Origin of the sequence: Amycolatopsis sp. EV170708-02-1, from assembly GCF_022479115.1 — a bacterium.
Taxonomy (GTDB): domain Bacteria; phylum Actinomycetota; class Actinomycetes; order Mycobacteriales; family Pseudonocardiaceae; genus Amycolatopsis.
Map to the genome: position 1 here is coordinate 234490 of NZ_CP092497.1, position 19637 is coordinate 254126.

General features: G+C 70.5%; 13 protein-coding genes and 1 pseudogene. 3 read left to right on the forward strand and 11 right to left on the reverse strand.

What is annotated here, in order from left to right; translation table 11 throughout:
- Positions 1–9: 9 nt before the first annotated feature.
- Genes MJQ72_RS00970 through MJQ72_RS00980 form a run of 3 tightly spaced genes read right to left on the reverse strand, consistent with a single transcriptional unit; the run spans position 10 to position 4692 of the window.
- Positions 10–3042 (reverse strand): amino acid adenylation domain-containing protein, encoded by a 3033-nt coding sequence (locus MJQ72_RS00970; protein WP_240597099.1) that lies wholly within the window; start codon positions 3040–3042, stop codon positions 10–12.
- Positions 3043–3073: 31 nt separating this feature from the next.
- Positions 3074–3439: a VOC family protein gene (locus tag MJQ72_RS00975; protein ID WP_240597100.1), complete on the reverse strand. Its 366-nt coding sequence runs from the start codon at positions 3437–3439 to the stop codon at positions 3074–3076.
- Positions 3436–4692: a cytochrome P450 gene (locus tag MJQ72_RS00980; protein WP_240597101.1), complete on the reverse strand. Its 1257-nt coding sequence runs from the start codon at positions 4690–4692 to the stop codon at positions 3436–3438. Before MJQ72_RS00980 ends, MJQ72_RS00975 begins: the two co-directional genes overlap by 4 nt.
- A 220-nt stretch (positions 4693–4912) precedes the next feature.
- On the opposite strand from MJQ72_RS00980, the gene MJQ72_RS00985 reads away from it, so the two are divergent.
- Genes MJQ72_RS00985 through MJQ72_RS00995 form a run of 3 tightly spaced genes read left to right on the forward strand, consistent with a single transcriptional unit; the run spans position 4913 to position 8330 of the window.
- A complete protein-coding gene (locus MJQ72_RS00985) occupies positions 4913–5506 on the forward strand; it encodes a PadR family transcriptional regulator (RefSeq protein ID WP_240597102.1) in 594 nt (197 codons plus the stop codon).
- Positions 5503–7143, forward strand: coding sequence for a DHA2 family efflux MFS transporter permease subunit (locus MJQ72_RS00990; RefSeq protein ID WP_240597103.1), 1641 nt, complete (start codon positions 5503–5505; stop codon positions 7141–7143). The genes MJQ72_RS00985 and MJQ72_RS00990 overlap by 4 nt, the downstream gene beginning before the upstream one ends.
- Entirely contained in the window at positions 7140–8330 is a 1191-nt protein-coding gene (locus MJQ72_RS00995; RefSeq protein ID WP_240597104.1) for a cytochrome P450, read from the forward strand. The genes MJQ72_RS00990 and MJQ72_RS00995 overlap by 4 nt, the downstream gene beginning before the upstream one ends.
- Before the next feature lie 10 nt (positions 8331–8340).
- Here the strand turns inward: MJQ72_RS00995 and MJQ72_RS01000 are convergent, their stop codons facing one another.
- From MJQ72_RS01000 to MJQ72_RS01035, 8 genes and pseudogenes are all read right to left on the reverse strand, one after another.
- Complete coding sequence (locus MJQ72_RS01000) at positions 8341–9540, reverse strand: cytochrome P450 (RefSeq protein ID WP_240597105.1); 1200 nt, start codon at positions 9538–9540, stop codon at positions 8341–8343.
- Positions 9537–10982: a prenyltransferase/squalene oxidase repeat-containing protein gene (locus MJQ72_RS01005; protein ID WP_240597106.1), complete on the reverse strand. Its 1446-nt coding sequence runs from the start codon at positions 10980–10982 to the stop codon at positions 9537–9539. Before MJQ72_RS01005 ends, MJQ72_RS01000 begins: the two co-directional genes overlap by 4 nt.
- Complete coding sequence (locus MJQ72_RS01010; RefSeq protein ID WP_240597107.1) at positions 10979–11794, reverse strand: hypothetical protein; 816 nt, start codon at positions 11792–11794, stop codon at positions 10979–10981. Before MJQ72_RS01010 ends, MJQ72_RS01005 begins: the two co-directional genes overlap by 4 nt.
- Positions 11791–12588 (reverse strand): annotated as a pseudogene (locus MJQ72_RS01015) (class I SAM-dependent methyltransferase); the annotation flags it as partial. The gene MJQ72_RS01010 and the pseudogene MJQ72_RS01015, both read right to left, overlap by 4 nt.
- A 61-nt stretch (positions 12589–12649) precedes the next feature.
- The gene (locus tag MJQ72_RS01020) at positions 12650–13897 is read right to left on the reverse strand and encodes a cytochrome P450 (RefSeq protein WP_240597108.1); all 1248 of its coding nucleotides are present in this window, start codon (positions 13895–13897) and stop codon (positions 12650–12652) included.
- Positions 13898–14441: 544 nt separating this feature from the next.
- Complete coding sequence (locus tag MJQ72_RS01025) at positions 14442–17135, reverse strand: LuxR C-terminal-related transcriptional regulator (protein ID WP_240597109.1); 2694 nt, start codon at positions 17133–17135, stop codon at positions 14442–14444.
- Positions 17136–17422: 287 nt separating this feature from the next.
- A complete protein-coding gene (locus tag MJQ72_RS01030; protein WP_240597110.1) occupies positions 17423–18064 on the reverse strand; it encodes an FMN-binding negative transcriptional regulator in 642 nt (213 codons plus the stop codon).
- Positions 18064–19605, reverse strand: coding sequence for an FAD-dependent oxidoreductase (locus MJQ72_RS01035; protein WP_315860821.1), 1542 nt, complete (start codon positions 19603–19605; stop codon positions 18064–18066). Before MJQ72_RS01035 ends, MJQ72_RS01030 begins: the two co-directional genes overlap by 1 nt.
- Between the last annotated feature and the right edge of the window lie 32 nt (positions 19606–19637).

Below are 19637 nucleotides of genomic sequence, written 5' to 3' on the forward strand. Positions count from 1 at the left end.
GGACCTCGGTCAGCTCGACGCCGAGGCGGCTCGCACGAAGTCCGCGAGTGCCGCCGGCGCCGGATGGGCGAAGACGTCGGCGAGGCGCACCCGTACACCGGTCAGGTGTTTGACCTGCTGGGCCAGTTTGGCCGCCAGCAGCGAATGGCCACCGTGCGAGAAGAAGTTCGTGCCGGGCCCGATGTCACCGCGGTCGAGCAGCTCACGGAACAGCGCGACCACATCGGCGGTCAACGGGTCGAGTTCCTGCTCCTCGCCGGGCGTGGTCGCGCGCTCCGCGGCCCTGTCCGCCGCCCGCCGCACGAGTTCCGGGTAGTCCACCTTGTCGTTGCCGGTGAGCGGGATCCGGTCGACCACGACGAACTCCTGTGGCACCGCGGACTTCGGCAGCAGGGCGCCCGCGTGCGCCCAGAGCCGCTCCTCCAGGCCGGGTTCCGTGTCCGCCTCGACATAGGCGACCAGTACGTCGTCGGACACGACCACCGCCGCGCCCGCGACCTCGTCATGGGCGAGCAGCACCGATTCGACCTCGGTCAGCTCGATCCTGTTGCCCCGCAGCTTGACCTGACGGTCGGCCCGGCCGAGCAGCTCCAGGGTGCCGTCCTCCAGCCAGCGGGCCAGATCCCCCGTCCGGTAGAAGCGGCCGTGGCGGGGGTGCACGGAGAACCGCGCCTCGGTGAGCTCCGGCCGGTCGTGATAGCCCTCGGCCAGCCCCGCGCCCGCGATGCACAGCTCGCCGGTCACGCCGACGGGCAGTTCCCGGCCGCTCGGATCGGCGAGGAACACCGTCGTGTTGCCGATCGGGGCGCCCGCGGTGATCCGGCCGTCGTGCACCCGGCCCGCGGTGGACCAGATCGTCGTCTCCGTCGGGCCGTACACGTTCCACAGCTCGCATCCGGTGTCCACCAGCTGACGCGCCAGCGACGACGGCAGCGGTTCACCGCCGCACAGCACGGTCCGGCCGGCCAGCTCGCCGGACACGTCGTCGACGACCAGACGCCAGGTGGTCGGGGTCGCCTGCAGGGTCGACACCTCGTGGCGGCCCAGCAGTTCCTTCAGCACGCCGCCGTCGACGCGCGCTTCGTCCGGCGCGACGACGAGCCGTCCGCCGGTGGCCAGCGGGAGGAACAGTTCGAGGGCCGAGATGTCGAAGGAGAACGTGGTCAGCCAAAGCGTTCCGGTTTGGCCTCGGTGGCCCAGTTCGTCGGCGAAATGACTGATCAGGTTGGCCAGCGCCGGATGTCCGACGACCGTCCCTTTAGGACGTCCGGTGGAGCCGGACGTGTAGATGAGATAGGCGGGCGCGTCGGTGGCGGGGAGCGGGAGCGCGGGCTTGGCCGGGACGGATCCGATCGGGGTCAACGCGAGTGCCCGGCAGCCGGTCCCGCCCGGGATCGCCGCCTCGGCGAGCGCGACCTTGGCGCCGGAATCCGCCAGCTGGTAGGCGATGCGCTGTTCGGGGTGGTCCGGGTCGAGCGGCAGGTAGGTGGCACCGGCCAGCCAGACACCGAGCGCGGCCGCCGCGAGTTCCGCGCTCCGCGGCGCGACGAGCGCGACGACCTCGCCGGGGCCGACGCCGGCGTCGCGCAGCCGCTCACAGGTCGCGGCCGCGGTGTCCCACAGCTGCCGGTAGGTCACCTCGCGGTCGCCGTCCTCGACCGCGACCGCCTCCGGTGCCGCCTCGACGGCCGCGGCGACGGCCGACGGCACCGAGGGCCACGCGACCGGTTTACCGGTGCGGTTCGCCTTCCCGATCACGGCGTCGTCCTCGGCGCTGAACACCAGGGCGTCACCGACCGGGCGATCGAGATTCTCCGCCAGCGACGACAGCAACGCTTCATAACGCCGGACCAACGCCTGCACGTCCGCCTGCCCGAGCACCTCGGTGTAGTACGCGGCACGCACGCGGAGGCCGTCCGCGGTCGGCAGCAGGAAGAACTCCAGATCGAACTTGCTGAACCCCGGCTCGGCCGCGAGCGGTTCGGCGGGCAGGCCGCCCAGCCGGAACGACGGCGTGCCGGTCTCGGGGATGTAGTTGAACACGTGCCGGAACACGGTGTGCCGCCACGAAGAACCCGTCCGCGGGATCTCGGCGAGCAGGTTGTCCACCGGGACGTCCAGATGGGTGAGCGCGCCGAAGAACACTCCCCTGACCCGCCGGACCAGGCCGCGGAAATCCTCCGCCGGGTCGACCCGCAGCCGCAGCGGCGTCACGTTGACGTGATAGCCGACGGCCTTGGCGGTCTCCCGCCCCCGGACGTTCATCGGCGAGCCCACGACGAGGTCCGGGCCGGCGCCGTGCGCGTGCAGCAGCAGGTAGTAGGCGGCCAGCAGCACCACGGCTTCCGGCACCCGCAACGCTTTCCGGAGCTCCTGCACCACCTCGACGGTCTCCGCGGCGAACTGCCACGTCACCTGCGCGCCCGTGAGATTCGGTTCGGCCACGTCCGGCCTGCCGCAGGACAGTTCGAGCTCGCCGGGCCGGACCTCGCGCAACTGGTCACGCCAGAAGGCCAGGCTCTCCGGCTTCGGCTCCACCTCGTCGAGGGTCACCGCGGTGCCCTCCAGCTCCGGCGGCAAGGCGTCGCCGGCGGCGAAAGCGTTGTAAGCCGCGACGAATTCCTCGTGCAGCACGGCCGCGGACACCGTGTCGAAGTTGAGGTGGTGCACCACGACACAGCACACGTCCTCCCCCGCGCACCGCAGCCGCAGCGCGCGCAGCAAGGCACCGCCGTCGAGTTCGAAAGGCTCGGCGACGAAGGCCGCGAGGCGTCCGTCCACCTCGTCCGCGGGGCACTCCTGGTCTTCGAAGGCGACCGGAAGGTCCTCGTGGATTTCCTTCGACAGGCCGGTCTCGCCCGCGCGGTAAACGGTCCGCAGCGCCGGATGCCTGCGCACCAGCATCGACAGCACCCGGTCGAGCAGCACGAGGTCCAGCTCGCCGGACGCCCGGAAGGCGAGGTGCAGGTTGTTGACCCCGCTGCCCGGCACCAGCCGCTCGAGCAGCCAGAGTGCCTCTTCCTTGCGGGTGGCCGATCGCATCACGCGGGTTCCTTCACGGTCGATGAGCCGCTCAGAGCTCGGCCAGCACGAACAGGTTGCCGAACGGATCCTTGAAATGCGCGAACCGGCCGCCCGCCGACTCGGTCGGCTCCAGTTCGAACTCGACGCCCTTGGCCACCAGCTCTTCGTGCAGGCCGATCAGGTCCTGGCATTCCAGGACGATGCGCGTGAAGACGCCCGCCTTGTCGTCGTGGTGATCCAGCCAGGTGTACGGCGTGAGCACGGTTTCCGCGCCCGGCGGCGCGACCTCGATCCACCTTCCCCGTTCGACAGGGACGTCGACCCGCTTTTCGAAACCGAGGACACCGACGAAGAACTCGACGGCCACGTCCTGGTCGGTGACCGGTACTCCGATGGAAGCCGCCCTGGTGATCACTGCTCGGCCTTTCCGTTCAGCCGGACCGGCAACGACCGGAGTCCGTGGATGAGCGTGCTTTGGGTCCACGCCAGGTCTTTCTCGTCGACGGCCAGCGCGATTTCGGGGAAACGCTCCAGCAGCCTGCCGAGCGCGATACGGCCTTCCATCCTGGCCAGCGGCGCGCCGACGCAATGGTGGATGCCGTGCCCGAAGGCGAGGTTGGAGGTCTGCGGCCGGGACCAGTCGAGGACGTCGGGCCGCTCGAACTGGGCCGGATCGCGGTTGGCGGCGATCAGGGAGACGAGGACCAGCTCGTCCGCCGGGATCACCACGTCGCCCAGCGGGAGCTCCGCCGTGGTCGTCCGGAAGGTGCCGTGACTGCTCGGGCTCTCGTGGCGCAGCAGCTCGTCGACGGCCCGCGGGAGCAGGGAGCTGTCGGCGCGAAGCCGCTCCAGCTGGGGGCGATCGCGAAGCAGGGCGTACACGCCGTTGCCGATCAGGTTGATCGTCGTCTCGTGCCCCGCGATGAGCAGCACGAAGGTGATCGGCACCAGTTCCGCGTCGGCGAGCTGGTCACCGTTCTCGTTGGCCCGGATGAGCTCGGAGAGCAGGTCGTCCGAGGGGTCGGCGCGCTTCCGGGCGACCAGATCGGTCAGGTAGGCGCCGATCTCCTCGGAGGCGGTGGCCATCTCGGCGGGTGAGGCGCCGGAGACGAGACCCTTCGTCCACGACCGGATGGCGTCCTCGTCGGTGGCCGGGATGCCCAGCAGCTCGCAGATGACGATGATCGGCAGCGGCGAGGCGTAGGAGACCAGCAGATCGGTCTCGTCGACGCCGTCCAGCCGGTCGAGCAGATCCGCGGTGATCTGTTCGATCCGGGGTTCCAGCCGCTGCACCGCCCGCGAGGTGAACGCCTTGTTGACCAGCTTCCGCAGCCTGGTGTGGTCGGGCGGGTCGGCGTGCAGCAGGTTGCGGGACAACGCGACGGAGAACGCTCCCCGGCTGTTCCCCGCCCCGCCGCCGAAGAAACGGGCGGTGCGCTGCAGGTCGTTGCTCAGCCGCGGGTCGGCGAGCGCGGCCCGCGCCTCGCGGTAGCCAGTGACCAGCCACACCGGCAGTCCGCTCCACGGCCCCGCGCCGGGCGGCATGATCACGCGCTGCACCCCGGCGCCCGTCTCGTGCAGGCTCCGGTACAGCTCGTGCGGCCGCTGCGACAGGGAGTCGTCCAGTCTCAACGCCGGTTCGGCGGGACGCCCTTGAAGTGCCGACACAGTCGGGAACCACCTTCCTCAGCCTGCGGGTGCGTGCTCGTCCCCAGCGCGTTTGCACAGCTCAGAGCCCCAGAGACGGCTCGACGCTAACAGCGGCCAGCACCGGCGAGGCACCCCTAACGTGCCCTTACCGCGGCGGTCGGCGCCCCGCCCGCCGACCTGCCCGAGGCCAAATAGTCTTTTTGGACTATACTGATCGGACTCGATCGGAGAAGTGTCTATGCGAACCCTCACCATCCTCGGTCTGGCCGTGCTGCGACTGCTCAGCCAGCAACCCCAGCACCCCTACGAAGTCCGGCAGCGCCTGCGAGAACAAGGACTCGATCACTTGATCAAAGTCACCCACGGCGCGCTCTATCACACGTTCGACGTGCTCACGAAGGCCGCGCTGATCGAAATGGTCGAGACCACCCGGGAGGGCAAGCGCCCGGAGCGGACGGTCTACGCGATCACCGACGAAGGGCGCGAGGTCGCCCTCGAACGGCTACGTGAACTGCTTTCCACGCTCCAGCCGGAGTACCCGACCTACTGCGCCGCGCTCGCCTTCATGTCGCTGCTCTCCAAGGAGGACGCGGTCGCACAGCTGGAGCAGCGGGCCGTGCTCCTGGAGGCGTCGCTGGCGTCGGCGACGACCGGGAGCGACGCGCTGGTCAAACGCGGCGTGGCGGCGATCGACATCGTCGAGATCCGGCACCTGCAAGCACATCTGCGCGCCGATCTGGACCTGACGCGCGCGATCGTCGAGGACATCCACGAGGGCCGCCTGGACTGGCGGGCCGGCGAACAGTCAACCGAAGAGAAAGCGGACGGATGAGTAAACTGCGGGGGAATCCCTGGGCCGTGCTGGTGGCCCTCTGTCTCGGGTTCTTCATGACCCTGCTCGACACGACGGTCGTCGGCGTCGCGATCCCGAACATCGTCGAGCGGCTGGGCACGTCCTACAACGAGGTGCTCTGGGTCAGCAACTCCTACGTGCTGGTGCTGGCGGTCTTCCTGATCACCGGCGGCAGGCTCGGCGACCTGTTCGGGAAACGCGGCGTCTACCTCGCCGGGGTCGCGGTGTTCACGCTCGCGTCCCTGCTGTGCGCGCTGGCGCAGGACCCCGGCCAGCTCATCGCGGCCCGCACGCTGCAAGGCCTCGGCGCCGCTTTGCTGATCCCCCAGACGATGTCGATCATCATGAGCGTCTTCCCGCCGGAGCGGCGCGGAGCCGCACTGGGGGTCTGGGGCGCGGTGGCCGGCGTCGCCACCATCACCGGACCGCCGCTGGGCGGCTTCCTCGTCGGCGTGCTCGACTGGCGCTGGATCTTCACCATCAACGTGCCGCTGGGCATCCTGATCCTGGTGTTCGCGCCGATGATCATCCCGGCGGGGGCCAAGCCGCCGAGGACCGGCCGCTTTGACGTGCCCGGCGCGGTGCTGGTGATCCTCGGCCTGTCCTGCCTGGCGTTCGGCCTGCAGGAGGGCCAGCGCTACGGCTGGGGGACGATCTGGTCGTTCGTGAGCATCCCGCTGCTGCTGGTGCTGGGCGTGGTACTGCTGGTCGCGTTCGGCTTCACCCAGCGCAGGCCCGGCACGCGCACGCCCATGGTGCCGTTCGCGCTGCTGGCCAACCGCAACTTCAGCCTGATGAACGCCAGCGCCATCGGCTTGTCGGTCGGCATCATGAGCATGGCGATCGGCTTCCAGCTCTACGCGCAGTCGGTGCTGGGCTTCTCGGCGCTGGCCGCGGGCATGATCAGCCTGCCGATGTCGGCGATCTCCGTGGTGCTCGGCCCGTACGCGGGCAGGCTCAGCGACAAGGTGGGCGGCAAACCGATCGTCGTCACCGGCCTGCTGCTGTTCGGCCTCGGCCTGCTGATCTTCTCCCTGACGTCCACTGTGGACAGTACAGTGTGGACGCTGCTGCCCGCGATGATCGTGATGGGGCTGGGCCTCGGCGCGACGTTCGCACCACTGACCACCGTGGCCATGTACGACGTGCAGCCGATGATGGCGGGCTCGGCGGCCGGCGTGCTGAACGCGACCAGGCAGATCGGCGCGGTGCTCGGCACCGCCGGTTTCGGTGTGCTGCTGCAGAACCAGCTCGTCGGCAACCTGGTGACCCGCGCCGAGTCGGTGGCCGCGACGCTGCCTCCCGAGGTGCGCGGGGAATTCGTCGACGGAGTGCGGCGTGCCACCGGCAGCGGCCTGGACTTCGCCGATCTGCAGGCCGGCACCGCGGTGCCGGTCCCGAGCGGGGCCACCCCGGCCGTCGCCCGGCAGATCACGGCCGCGGCGAACGAGGTGTTCTCCGGCGGTTACGTCGCGGCCATGCACGGCGCGATGGTCCTGCCGATCGCCGCGGTGCTCCTCGGCGCGGTCTGCGGGCTGCTGGCCAAACGCAGGCGGCCACCGGCGCCGGCCGCGGTGGACAGCACGGCGGAACAGTCCGTGGCGTCCGGGGCATGACCGAGCCCGTCGACGGGCCGCTGCGGCTGCCCCAGCCGAGGACCTGCCCGTACGGTCCGCCGACGGCGTATCGCGAGCTGCACGCCCGGCGGCCCGTCTCCCGGGTCACCTTGCCCAACGGCGATTCCGGTTGGCTGGTCACGGGTTTCGCCGAAACCCGTGACCTGCTCGCGGACCGGCGGGTCTCGGCGGACCGGACAAGGCCGGGTTTCCCCGCGCTGCTCCCCTCCCCCGCCGAGGGCACGCCGCTGCGGACGCTGGCCGGGATGGACGACCCGGAGCACCATCGCTTCCGCCGGATGGTGACCTCCTGGTTCACCGTCCGGCGCGTGCGGGAGATGCGCCCGGCACTGCGGCGGCTGGCGGAATCACTCGTGGACGAGATGGCGAACGACGCCCGGTCCGCGGACCTCGTGGCCGCCTACTGCCTGCCCCTGCCGTCGATGGTGATCTGCGAGATGCTCGGGGTCCCCTACGCCGACCACGAGTTCTTCCAGCACCGCACCCGCACGATGATCACCGCCGACGACCAGGCCGAAGTCGTACGGGCCGCGACGGAACTGATCGGCTATCTCAGCGAATTGGCCGAGGCGAAGGCCGATCACCCGGGGCCGGATCTGATCAGTCATCTGCTGGCCGAACAGGTCCTGCCCGGCCGGATGACCATGGCGCAGCTGGTCAACACGATGGTGCTGCTGCTCGGAGCCGGGCACGAGACCTTGTCGAGCAGCATCGCCCTCGGCGCCGCGCTGCTGGCCGGTGACGCGGAGCGGCTGGCCGCGCTCCGCGCAGCACCGGAGGCCGCGGTGGAAGCCCTCGTGCGGCACACCTCCGTGACCGACACGGTCGTCAACCGGGTGGCGACCGCCGACATCGACATCGCCGGCGTCCGGATCCTGGCCGGGGAGGCCCTGATCTTCTCCACCGCGGTCGCCAACCGCGACCACCGCGAGAATCCCGACCCGGACCGGCTCGACCTGAGCGACGGCCACCGCAGGCATGTCGCCTTCGGATTCGGGGTGCACCAGTGCCTCGGGCAGAACCTGGCCCGTCAGGAACTCGAAGTCGCGTTGACGGTGCTTTTCGAGCGGTTGCCGAGGCTGCGGGTGGCGATCCCGGCGGCCGAACTCCCGATCAAGTCGTCGCCTTTGGTCAACGGGCTCAAGGCTTTGCCGGTGCGGTGGTGAACGGCGCCGGTCACCACCGCACCGGCAGCTCCCGCAGGCCGCGGACCACCCGATCGGTGTGCCAGCGCAGTTCCCCGGGCTCCACCGCCAGCCGAAGGCCGGGTACCCGCTCCAGCAGCGCGGTCAGCGCCACCACGAGTTCCATCCGGGCCAGCTGCGCGCCCAGGCAGAAATGCGGGCCGTGCCCGAAGGCCAGATGCGGCGGCCCCACCCGGTCCAGCCGTAGCTCGTCGGTGTCGTCGTACAGGGCCTCGTCGCGGTTGGCCGAATCCAGGTCGACCAGCACCGCGTCACCCGCTTGGATGGTGACACCGCCGAGCGGCACGTCCTCGGTGGCCACCCTGGTGAACCCGGCGCTGGTCGCGATCGGGGTGAAGCGCAGCATCTCCTCGACGGCGCCCGGCAGCCTGGTGAGGTCTTCGCGCAGCCAAGCCATCCGCTCGGGACGGCTGAGCAGATGCCAGGCGAAGTTGCCGATCTGATTGGTCGTCGTCTCCAGGCCGGCCAGCAGCAGTGTCACGCTGATGCCGACCAGTTCCTGCTCGGTGAGCCGGTCCCCTTCGTCGCGCGCGGCGACCAGGACGCTGAGCAGGTCGTCCCGCGGTTCCCGGCGGCGCTCGGCGACCAGGCCGGTCAGGTAGCTGTCCAGCTCGCCGATCGTGGCGATGATCTCGGCAGGCGCCAACCCGGCGCCGCTGACCATGATCTCGGCCCAGCCGAAGAACTTCTCCTGATCTGCGGCGGGCAGCCCGAGCAGCTCCGACATCAGCGCGCTAGGCAGCGGCTTGGCCAGATCACGCACCAGATCGGCGGGTGGTCCCTCGGCCAGCATGCGATCCACCAGCCCTTCGGCCAGCCGCACCGCGTGAGGACGGAGCGCCTCGATGCCACGCGGGCTGAACGCGGGGGCGACCAGCCGCCGCAACCTCGTGTGTTCCGGCGGGTCCATGGTCAGGATGGTGCTCTTCGTCAGCACCCGCGGGGTCACCCTCGGCACGTCGGCGCCGACCAGCGCGGCCCGGCTGAACCGGCGGTCGGACAGCACGGTCTTCACCTCGTGGTGGCCGACCACGAGCCATCCTTCGCCGCCGTACGGCAGCGTGACCCGGCTGACCGGGGCCTCACGACGCAGCTCGGCGGACCGTGGGTCGGTTTCGAGCCGCTCCGCCTGCCGGAACGGATACGGGCAGGCGCCGCTCGTCCCGGTCACCGGCGGCCTGCCTTCGTGGCGGCCAGCACCGCGGCGCAGATCAGGTTCACCGGCGCGTAGAGGTCCTTGCCGACCCAGAGGGCCGGATGCGGATCCGTCGTGCCGGCGCGTTCGAGGTGAGCGACCCCGCCCGCGATCGCGTCCTGGTGGTCTCCGGGCACCCCGGCCAGCAGCAGCACGGCGTACGCGGTCTCCTCGGCCGTGCCGCCGCGAACACCCCACGAACCGTCCGCGTGCTGCCCTGCCCGCACCATCGCCACGGCCCGGTCGAGTGGTTCACCGATCCCGGCGACGGACAGCGCCGCTCCGCAGGAAAACGTGGCGTAGTAAGGCGAAACGTGCCAACGGTCGTGCCAGCCGCCGTCGGGCCGCTGGTTTTCCGCCAGGTAGCGGGCGACGCGCGCCACGGCGTCGGCGTAGCGATCGGCGTCCGGCGGATCCTGCCGCCGGTACCGGTCGAGCACTTCGAGCACGCGGGCGTTGCTGATCACCGACGGCGCGCCGACCGGCACGGTGGTGAGGAAATGCGTGTCCCGGTCGTACTCCCACAAGCATTTCGGCTCGGCCATCCCGCCGGTGCGGTCGGCCTCGGCGAGCAGAAGCAGCGCCGCGGATTCGGAGTCGGCCGCCGCTCCCGGCGCCGAGGGCGCGCCCGTCCGGCCGACGTCGGTGGGCAGACCGGCCAGCAGTGGCGCGATGACCGCCGGGTCCTCGCCCGCCGCGGCCAGCACTCGATAGGACCAGGCTCGCTCGAAGTACGTCATCGAGGTCAGCCCGGCGACCGGACCGTCCAAAAGGGACTGGGTCCGCACGAGGAAGTCCGCGGACGCGTCGCCCGGCTCCGGGGCCTCGGGGCCGAGCCAGGCCGCGGTGGCCGCGGCCGAGCAGCCGATCACGCCGTTCACCGGGGTCACCGCGGCCGAGCCGACCGCCGCGGGGCCGACGATCTCCAGATAGAACGCCGACACCGGATTCCGCCAGCCGTCGGTGCGCAGCGCGGTCAGCGCCGCCGGGTCGAGGCCGTCGGGCAGGGCGAGGCGTTCGTGGCCGAGGCGCTCGTTGATGTCCGCGACCAGCGCGGGCACGATCAGGAAGGGGATCAGCGTCTCCGGCAGCCCGTCGCGCCCCACCTCGGCCAGCAGCCGGGTGGCGGCGGCCAGTCCCCGATCGACGGCGGCGCCGGTCCGGCCCGCGGCGAGCAAGGCCTCCACCGCGCTGAGCGTCGGGACCAGTGCGACCGTGCCCGGCCCGCTCCACGCCCCGTCCGGTTGCTGCGCGGAAAGCAGGAAGCCGATCCGCCGGTCGTGCCCGGCCAGCCAGGGCGCCAGGGAGACCAGCCGTCCCGTTTCGTACACCGAGGGGTACAGCCCGCCGCCGGGATCGGCCACGAGGTCCGCGACCACCTGGCCGGTGGTGTCGTTCAGCGCGTCGATGCCGGTCATCGCGGCACCCTCCCCTTCGCGAGGACCTCGGTGGCGGCGGCCGCGACCGCCGTCGTGCGCAGCAGGTCGGCGTGTTCGACGTCGAAGCGCAGTTCCCGGTCGGTGAGTTCCGCCCGTGCGGCGGGGTCGAGCGGGTTCAGGCCGCTGGTCGGCGTGGCCGAGCTGAACACGTACGCTCCCGCCCAGCGCTTGCGGTGATCGGCCTGCGAAGCCGCGGTGAGGTAGCGGACGAACGAGCGGTAGGTGCCGGTCAGTTCCTCGACGTAGTCCTCTTCCAGGCCCGCTTCGGCGCACGCCGCCCGCGCGGCGCCGACGAAGATCTCGACGAGCGCCGCGCCCACCTGTTCGACGCCGTCGGCCTCGGCCATGGCGCGGTCGCCGTCCGCGACGGCGGCCGCGGTCCGCTCCGCGCCGAGCACCGCGGCCAGGCTCTCCACCACCTTGCGGTACTGGTAGTACATCGTCAGCGGCGTCGGCGACTCGGGATCGAACAGCAGCAGCGGCACCTCCCGCCCGTCACGCTCGGACAGCCGCGCGACGAGCTCACCGGCGAACGCGGCGCCCGCGCAGTACCCGAGCACGGCCTCGACGGGCCGGTCGGGGAGCTCCGCCACCCAGCCGTCCACGTAGTCGGCGAGACCGAAACCGTCCTCCGCGCCGAGTGACGGCTGCACCGTCTCCCACACCGGTCGATCCACGGCTAGGTCACCGAACGCGGCCTCCGGGCGGCCGCTGGCCGCGTAGTCCACCGCGAGCACGATCGGCCCGCCGGGATCGGCGCCGAGGCTCCGCCATGACGGCATCGTGGTCATTTCGCTCCTCCGGTCGCGGGCAGCCGCCCGAGGTAGTGGAAGACGGGGTACACGGCGGTCACCGGCCCGTCCCCGGCGCGGGAGGACAGCTCGGCGGCCAGTTCCGCGGCCACCTCCTCGCGCCGTGCGGCGGGCACGAGTTCCCAGTACACGCGCAAGCCGTTGGACCAGGTCCAGTCGATCAGCGCCTGTGCGGTCGGTGCCGTGAGCACGACGTCGTGGCGTTGTTCGGCGACGTCGGTGAATCCGGCGGCACGCAGGGCGTCGCAGATCCGGCCGGGCCTGCCGAACGGATATTCGCCGTAGAGCGCCGCCACTCTCGGATGCGCGGCGGCGAGCGCCGCCGGATCGGCCGCGGCGATGATCCGGTCGACCCGCAGCGCGCCCAGATCCCATTCGGACAGTGCGGGCGGTGGCACCGGCCCGGTCATCCCGATCCGGCCGCCCGGCCGCAGCAGCCGCGCGTAGTTCTCCGCCGTGGCGAACGGATCCGGGAAGTGCGCGGCGCTCATACTCGCCGTGATCAGGTCGAACGACGCGGCGGGCAGCTCGGGCGCGATCCCGTCGAGCACCTGGACCTCGACGTGGTCGAGTGCCCGCGCCGCCACGTCGGCGGCGGTCGCGGTGACCATCGCCTCCGCGATGTCGATCCCGAGTACGTACCCTTCCGGGCCGACGGCGGACGCGGCCGGGAACAGCACGGCACCCCGTCCGCATCCCACGTCGAGCACGTGCTCCCCGGCCGCGGATCGAGCAGTTCGAGCAGCTTGTGCGCGATCGGGCCGAAGAACTCGACGCCGGTGTTGTCGTACTGCCCGGCCAGTTCGTCGAACACGATGGTGCGCTCCGTCGACTTCACCACGCGACCGGCACCTCGTGGACGCCGTAGATGTTCGCGCCGACCTTGTACCGCAGGTCGTCGACCGGCGCGGTCACCCGCAGGCCGGGCAGCCGCTGGAACAGCGTGCCGAACACGACCTCCAGCTCCAGCCTGGCCAGGTGCAGCCCGATGCACTGGTGGGCGCCGTGCCCGAAGGCCAGGTGGCCGCGGGCCTTGCGCCGGATGTCCAGCCGTTCCGGCTCGTCGAAGACCGACGGATCCCAGTTGGCCGCCCCGGCCAGCGCGATCACGCCTTCGCCGGCGGGGATCGTCACGCCGCCGATCTCGATGTCCTCGAGGGCGACGCGGGAACCCGCCGGGTCGGAGACGCTGAAGTAGCGCAGCAGCTCGTCGACCGCGCTTCCCGCCAGGCCCGGGTCTTCGATCAGCAGCTCGAGCTGGCCGGGGTTCTCCAGCAGCCCGAGGGTGCCCATCGAAATCATGTTGGCGGTGGTCTCGAACCCGGAAATGAGCAGGAACGCCGCCACGCCGACGATCTCGTCATGGCTGAGCACGCCCAGCTCGACGTTGCGCCGCACGATCCGGCCGAGCACGTCGTCCGCCGGATCGGCCTCCTTGGCCTTGATCAACCCGTCGAGTTTGCCGAGCACGTCGAGGTTGGCCTGCAGACGCTGCTCGACCGTGCTCGACTGGTCCACCATCGTGGTCGTCCGGTCGAGGAAGTACTGCCTGTCCTCCTGGGGGACGTCGAGCAGCTCGCAGATCACGCGGGACGGCACCGGCAGCGCGAGCGCCGACATCAGTTCGGCGGGGCTGCCCGCCGCCACCATCTCGTCCAGCACGTCGTCCACGATCTCCTGGATCCGCGGCCGGAACGCCTGCACCCGCCGCACGGTGAATTCCGGTACGACCAGCCGTTTGCGTTCGGCGTGCTCGGGACCGTCGACCCCGAACGCCCGCCCGATGACGGCGGACCCCTTCTTCATCTGCTCGGTCTGCTGCGCCGCCGTCTGCACCCGGCGGAACTGATGCGGGAATCCGCCGAGGAAACGATTGGCGCTGACCCGCGGATCGGTCAGGATCTCTTTGACCAGCTCGTGACTGGCGACCAGCCACACCGGTTTTCCCGACGGGAGAACCGCTCGGCTGACCGGCCGCCGTGTGCTCAGGTCCGCGTATTCCGCGGGCGGGTGCAACGGACAACCCCGGGCCATCGGATACGCGGGGAATTCCGCCGGATCGACGTTATCGGTCGTGCTCACGAGGCAAGGCCCCCAATTCCGGAAAACGAAAGGTGGCAAATTTCCATGCGAAGAGAACGAAGCGAGGCGAGGTGGCGTGATCGAGGCCGTCTCGGGTCATGACGTTCTCGCGGTCACGGCGTGTCGCGAAAGCCACTTTCGCGACGCCTGATGTCCCGAAAGTGGCTTTCGCGACACGAACCCTGGGGGCGGATCGGCGGCGCCGGGGCGAAGGGGACTTTCCCCACATCCGACGCGACGAAAGCCTCCTTCACACCACCTTGCACCTTTGCCTGCTCTTCAAGAGAACGCCCGGCGGGCCGGCCCTTCCCGGAAACGATTATGTCGCCGCCACCGCGCCACCGTCACCATTCCGGCCGCCCCTAGACGACCCCTACCCGACTCCTATCGACCCTGCGGAACCACAGGGATCCACAGCGGACGCGAGAGTCCTGGATGACGTGAAGGGAGCTTTCCCCGCATCGCGTGCGGGGAAAGCTCCCTTCACGTCGTCCGAAGGCCGGGATCGACGCCTCGTTCGGCCTCCTCAACCGTCCATAATGGACTATCGACCCTGCGGTGACGCGGCGGTGCGGGCATAGGCCTCCACCCGGCTTTGCAGATCGCGCCGGGTGGCCGGCCCCGCCTGTGCCGGCAGGCCGAGGTCGGCGGGCAGATCACTCCGGCTCACGTTGAGCTTGCGATAGACGCGGGTGAGGTGCTGTTCGACCGTGCTGATCGTGACGTGCAGGCTGCGGGCGATCTCCCGGTTGGTGTTGCCCCAGGAGGCCAGCTCGGCCACCAGCCGCTCGGCGTCGCTGAGCGATTCCAGCCCCTGCTCGGCACCCGTGCCCCCGGCGCGGGCGGGCCGTTGCTGGCCGGTGAGCCCGGAGACCAGCGGCTCGGCACGGCACAACGTGGCCAGGTGCAGCGCCCGGCGGGTCACCATCCGCGCCCGGCGGCCGTCCCCGGAGGCACGATGCGCGTCACCCAGCACGGCCAGCGCCTTGGCCAGCTCCAGCCGGTCCTGCGCCGCCTCCAGATGCTCCACCGCGACGGCGGCGGTCCGGGCGCGGCTGCGGTCTCCCCGGTCGGTATTGCTCGCCCGGATACGGGCTTCGACCCCGCGCAGTTTGCCGCTGTCACCGCCCGGCAGGCTCGCCTGCTCGTCCAGCAGCCGCACCACTTCCTCGCTCTCGCCGAGCTGCAAGTGGACCTCGGCCGCGTCGGACCGCCAGGGCAGCAGAACCGGGCTGTCCAGCTTCCATTCGGCCATCAGCGAACCGATCGACCTGAAGTCGCCGAGAGCGGCACGGAAACCCCCGGTGTGGAGGTAGTAGTAGCCGCGCGAGCGCAGGAATCGCAGGCCCCACACGGTGCGGAACATGGCGGCGGGCACCGGCCTGCCCAGCTCGGCGGCCGCGTCCTCGAACCGGCCCATCCCCACCAGCGCGGCGACGAGCGTGCTCAGCGGGCCGCCGATGGCGGTGCCCCAGCCTTCGGCGGGCAGGACGTCGAGCGCCCGCCGGGCATGCGTCTCGGCGGCGGGCAGGTCGCCCGCGGTCAGCGCGATATGCGCACGGGAGCCGAGCAGCGTCGCCTCCAGCGACAGGATGCCGCGCCGCTCGGCCTCTTCGAGCAGCTGATCGCACCAGTGCGCGGCGCTGCCCAGCTCGTCGGCGTAGACCAGGGACAGCAACGCGAACAGGCAGGGTTCGAGCGGCATCCGGCGCAGGGCGCAGACTTCCAGCAGGCGCAGCGCCTCGCGCACCAGGTCTTCGCTCGGGCCGTTGACGATCACGGCGCGCAGGACGTGCATCGAATGCAGGAGCGCGTCGCTGGCCCTGGTCACCACGTCGTTGCGGGCCCGCTCGGGATCCACGGAGGCGAGATGCCCGGTCATCCCCGGATGGGTGATCGCGATATGCAGCGAGAGGGTCTGCACATCAGCGGCGTCGTCCGGGGCGAACTTGTCCTCGTTCGTGGCCAGCCAGTCCAGGATCGGGCCTGCCTCGTCGTACCAGCCGTGCCAGAGGAGCTGCCCGGCCAGCATGATCGCCTCGCGGGCGGTGAATCCGCCGCTTTCGACGGCCTGGACGGCACCTCCGAGCCAGCGCGGAACGGTGGCCGGGTCGAGCAGCCAGCCCAGCGAGATCGCGCGGGCGTCGACGCCGGAGGACTCGCGGCCGGGACGGGGATGCGCCGCCAGATGCAGGTACCGGCGCGCCAGGTCGACGTCGCCCTCGTCCAGGCAGCGGCCCGCCGCGTCGAACAGCGCGGTGACCCCCCATTCGTCCGGCGCGCAGCCCGCTTCCAGCAGGAGCGCCGCGACCTCGCCGTCGTCGGCGCCACGGGAACGCAGCGCGGAAGCCGTGCGGACCCGCAGATCGGTGGCACGAGCGGCACTGACCACGGAAAGCACGGCGGCGGCCAGCCCCGGCGACCGGAACGCGGGAGCGTCCCCGTCGGCGAACAGGCCGATGCCGCCCAGAGTGCGCACGAGCGCGGGCAGCCGTGCCTCGTCGACGCCCAGGACGGCGGCGAGCACGGCCGGATCGATCGCTTCGCCGAGCACGGCGGCACATTCCGCGAGCTCGGCCGCCTGCGGTTCGATCCGGCTGAGACAGACCGACACCACCTCGCGGAAGGCGTGTCCCGGTGACAACGGCAGCCGGTCTTCCGGGTCCACGGCGAGCAGGTCTTCCACGAGCGCGCGCACGAGCAGCGGGTTTCCGGCGGTCATGGCGTACACCTCGGCGACGAGCCCGGGGTCGCCGGGGCCGTCCAGGTGGCCGGACAGCACTTCCAGCACCCCGGACGACGTCAGCGCGGGCAGCCTGATCGAGCGGAAACCGGGCAGCCGCAACAGTTCCGCGTACATCGCGGCCCAAGCCGGGGTGACCTCGACGTCACCGGCCAGCACGACCAGCACGCCGAGGGCGCTCAACCGCGCCGCGGCGGCGGGCAGTTCCACCGGGGCGGCGCCCACCCGGTGCAGGTCGTCCACGAACACGGCCAGCGGGCCCTGTGCGACCAGTTCGGTGAGCGCCGCCATCGGGTCGGCGCCCCGGTGCCCCGCCGCGGCGGCGACCTCGGCCGTCAGATTCCAGTGGTTCGTACCGCTCGAAGCGGCCGTGACCGTGACACAACGCACTCCGCCCTCGGCGGCCAGCCGGGCGAATTCCGCCAGCAGCACGGTCTTTCCGCTGCCGATGGAACCGCGCACCGTCACGACACCGCCAAGGCCGGCTTTCACCATCCCTTCCAAGGTCGTCAATTGCCGATTACGTTCGACCAGCGCAACCACAAAGACCCCCACGGCACATTTATTTTGCACAGCGGAGCCAGACCGGCATAATCGCCGGCCGAAAGACCCCAGACACACCCCAGTCATCGGGAAATGAGACTCGGCCCCGATGCTTCGTGTTGATCACGATACCAGAGGAGTAGCCGGGATGTCAGGTTACGCAGAGCAGTCCCGCTTATCACCCATTTGAGCTATTGATATGCGACAGCCGATTCAAAAAGCGTCCACTCTTACACCATTCATGAATATTTGGGAAACGGGTTGTGCTGTTCCAGCGCTTCTGCCATGCGCAGCGAACTCTCGGTTCCCCGTGCCCGAAATGCCTTCGCTTGGGCGGCCATGTCCCGTGGTGTCTTGTTCTGCCCGAGCTTGAATATGCCGTCGATCCGGCCGATGAAGATCTCGAAGCCCTGGATGAGTTGCAGATACTCGTCGAAAAGCTCCGAGGACTCCCGAGGCAGCACGAAGGGCTCTTTGGGGGCCAGACGAGCCTCCTGATCGGCGATCAGGTCGGTCAGCTGCCGCACCGTCCTGGCGTCGTCGAGCAGCCGTGGCCGCCCCTTCACGTGCACCGCCGCGTAGGCCCAGGTGGGGAAATGCGGCTGGCTTTCGTAGTGGTCGGGAGAGATATACGAGCTCGGGCCGGTGAAAGCGACCAGCACCTCGACGTTCTCCGACAACGCTTTCGCGATGGGATTACCCCTGGACAGGTGACCACGCAGCTTGCCGTACGGCCAGGAGTCCCGGTCGAGCACGAACGGGAGGTGCACGGCGGCGGGCGAGCCGAACATGGACAGGGTGAGCAGACCGAACGGGTATTCCTCGATGAGGTCGTGCTGCGCCTCCAGATCGGGGGCGCGGAAGTATTCGGGCCGGTACATCAGTCCTCCACCAGTGCGAAACTGTCCAGTGCGGACAGATAGTCGAGTACCGCCTGCGCGTCGTCCGCCGGCGCGACGAGGCCGATGTAGCCGTCCGGCCGTACCAGGACGAGCCGGTCGTCCGGCGCCGCGTACGCCTCGGGATGTTCGGTCAGGAGGACGGTCCGCACGTCGCCGGGCTGCCGGTCGGCCACGGCGCCCAGCGCGGCGGCGGTGCTCGCGCCGACACCCACCAGCGTCAGGTGCGGGCCGCGGAAGACGTCGAACAGCGTGGTCGCCTCGTCGCCGGCCCCAGGACACGGCGAATCGGGCGCCCGGTCACCCGCGCGGAGCAGCCCGCCGTCGACGAGGTCGCGGCTGAGCGGACCTTCCCGGTAATTCAGGCCGAGCTGCAAGGACTCCTCGGTCAGCCCCTTTTCGGCGCCGCCCTTGCCTGCCAGCATGGCCTCGAAGATCAGGTCGCCCGCGTCGCAGGCGGTCTTGAGCGTCCACTCGGCGATGGGCACCCGTTCGCGCTCGTAGGTGTCGAGCAGCCCGTCGTCGGCGCCGCCGAGGACCCTGGCGAGCTTCCAGCTCAGGTTGTACGCGTCCTGCACTCCGGTGTTCGCGCCCAGCGCGGCCGTGACCGGATGCACGTGGGCGGCGTCCCCCGCCAGGAAGACACGGTCGACGCGGAGGGTGTCGACCATCCGCACGTTCCGCTTCATGGTCGACATCCAGGTGGGGTTGCCGAGCCGGATCGGCATCCCGGTGATCCGGTCCACCGCGGACTGCAACGCCTCGAGCGACGGACCCATCGGCGTGCCGTCGGCGTCCATCGGCGGCGACGCCTGGATCTGCCAGGTGCCGGTATCCGCGAGCGGGCACAGCAAGAGGATGCCGCGCTCCATGTCGTACCACTGGTACCAGGCGTCCGGCTCCAGCCCGTCGACCTCGACGTCCCCGACGAGCAGCTTGCGGTCCTCCTCGGTGAACCCGCGGAACTCCAGCCCGAGCGCCTTGCGCACGGTGCTCGCCCCGCCGTCGCACCCGACCAGGTAATCGGCGGTGACCTCTTCGGACCCTTCCGCCGAGCCGAGTGTCGCTTTCACCCCTTCGGTGCCCTGCTCGAACCGCAGCAGCTCGACACCGGACTCGACCGTGTATCCCGTTTCCGCGAGCCGATCCCGGAGGATCCCCTCGACCAGTGACTGCCGGACGAACAGCAGCCGCCGGTACGGCGCGTCCGGCCGCGGATCGTTGGCCTCGTACGGGACCGCTTCGCTGACGATCCGGTCGCGGTGGTAGCGCCGGAACGGCAGCCGGGTGGTGCCCACCCGCATGACCTGGTCGACGATGCCGAAATCGTCGAACACTTCCTGGGTTCGCGGCTGGATCCCGGCTTTGCCCCGGGACGCGGTGGTGAACTTCGCGTCCCGGTCGATGATGCGCACCGAGACACCTCGCCGAGCGAGGTCGTAGGCCAGTGTGAGACCGGTGGGACCGGCGCCCACGACAAGAACATTGACAGAATTCATTGTTATTCCACATCCAGAATTCATGAGATCTCGCCGACAAGGAGAATCGCCTCAAC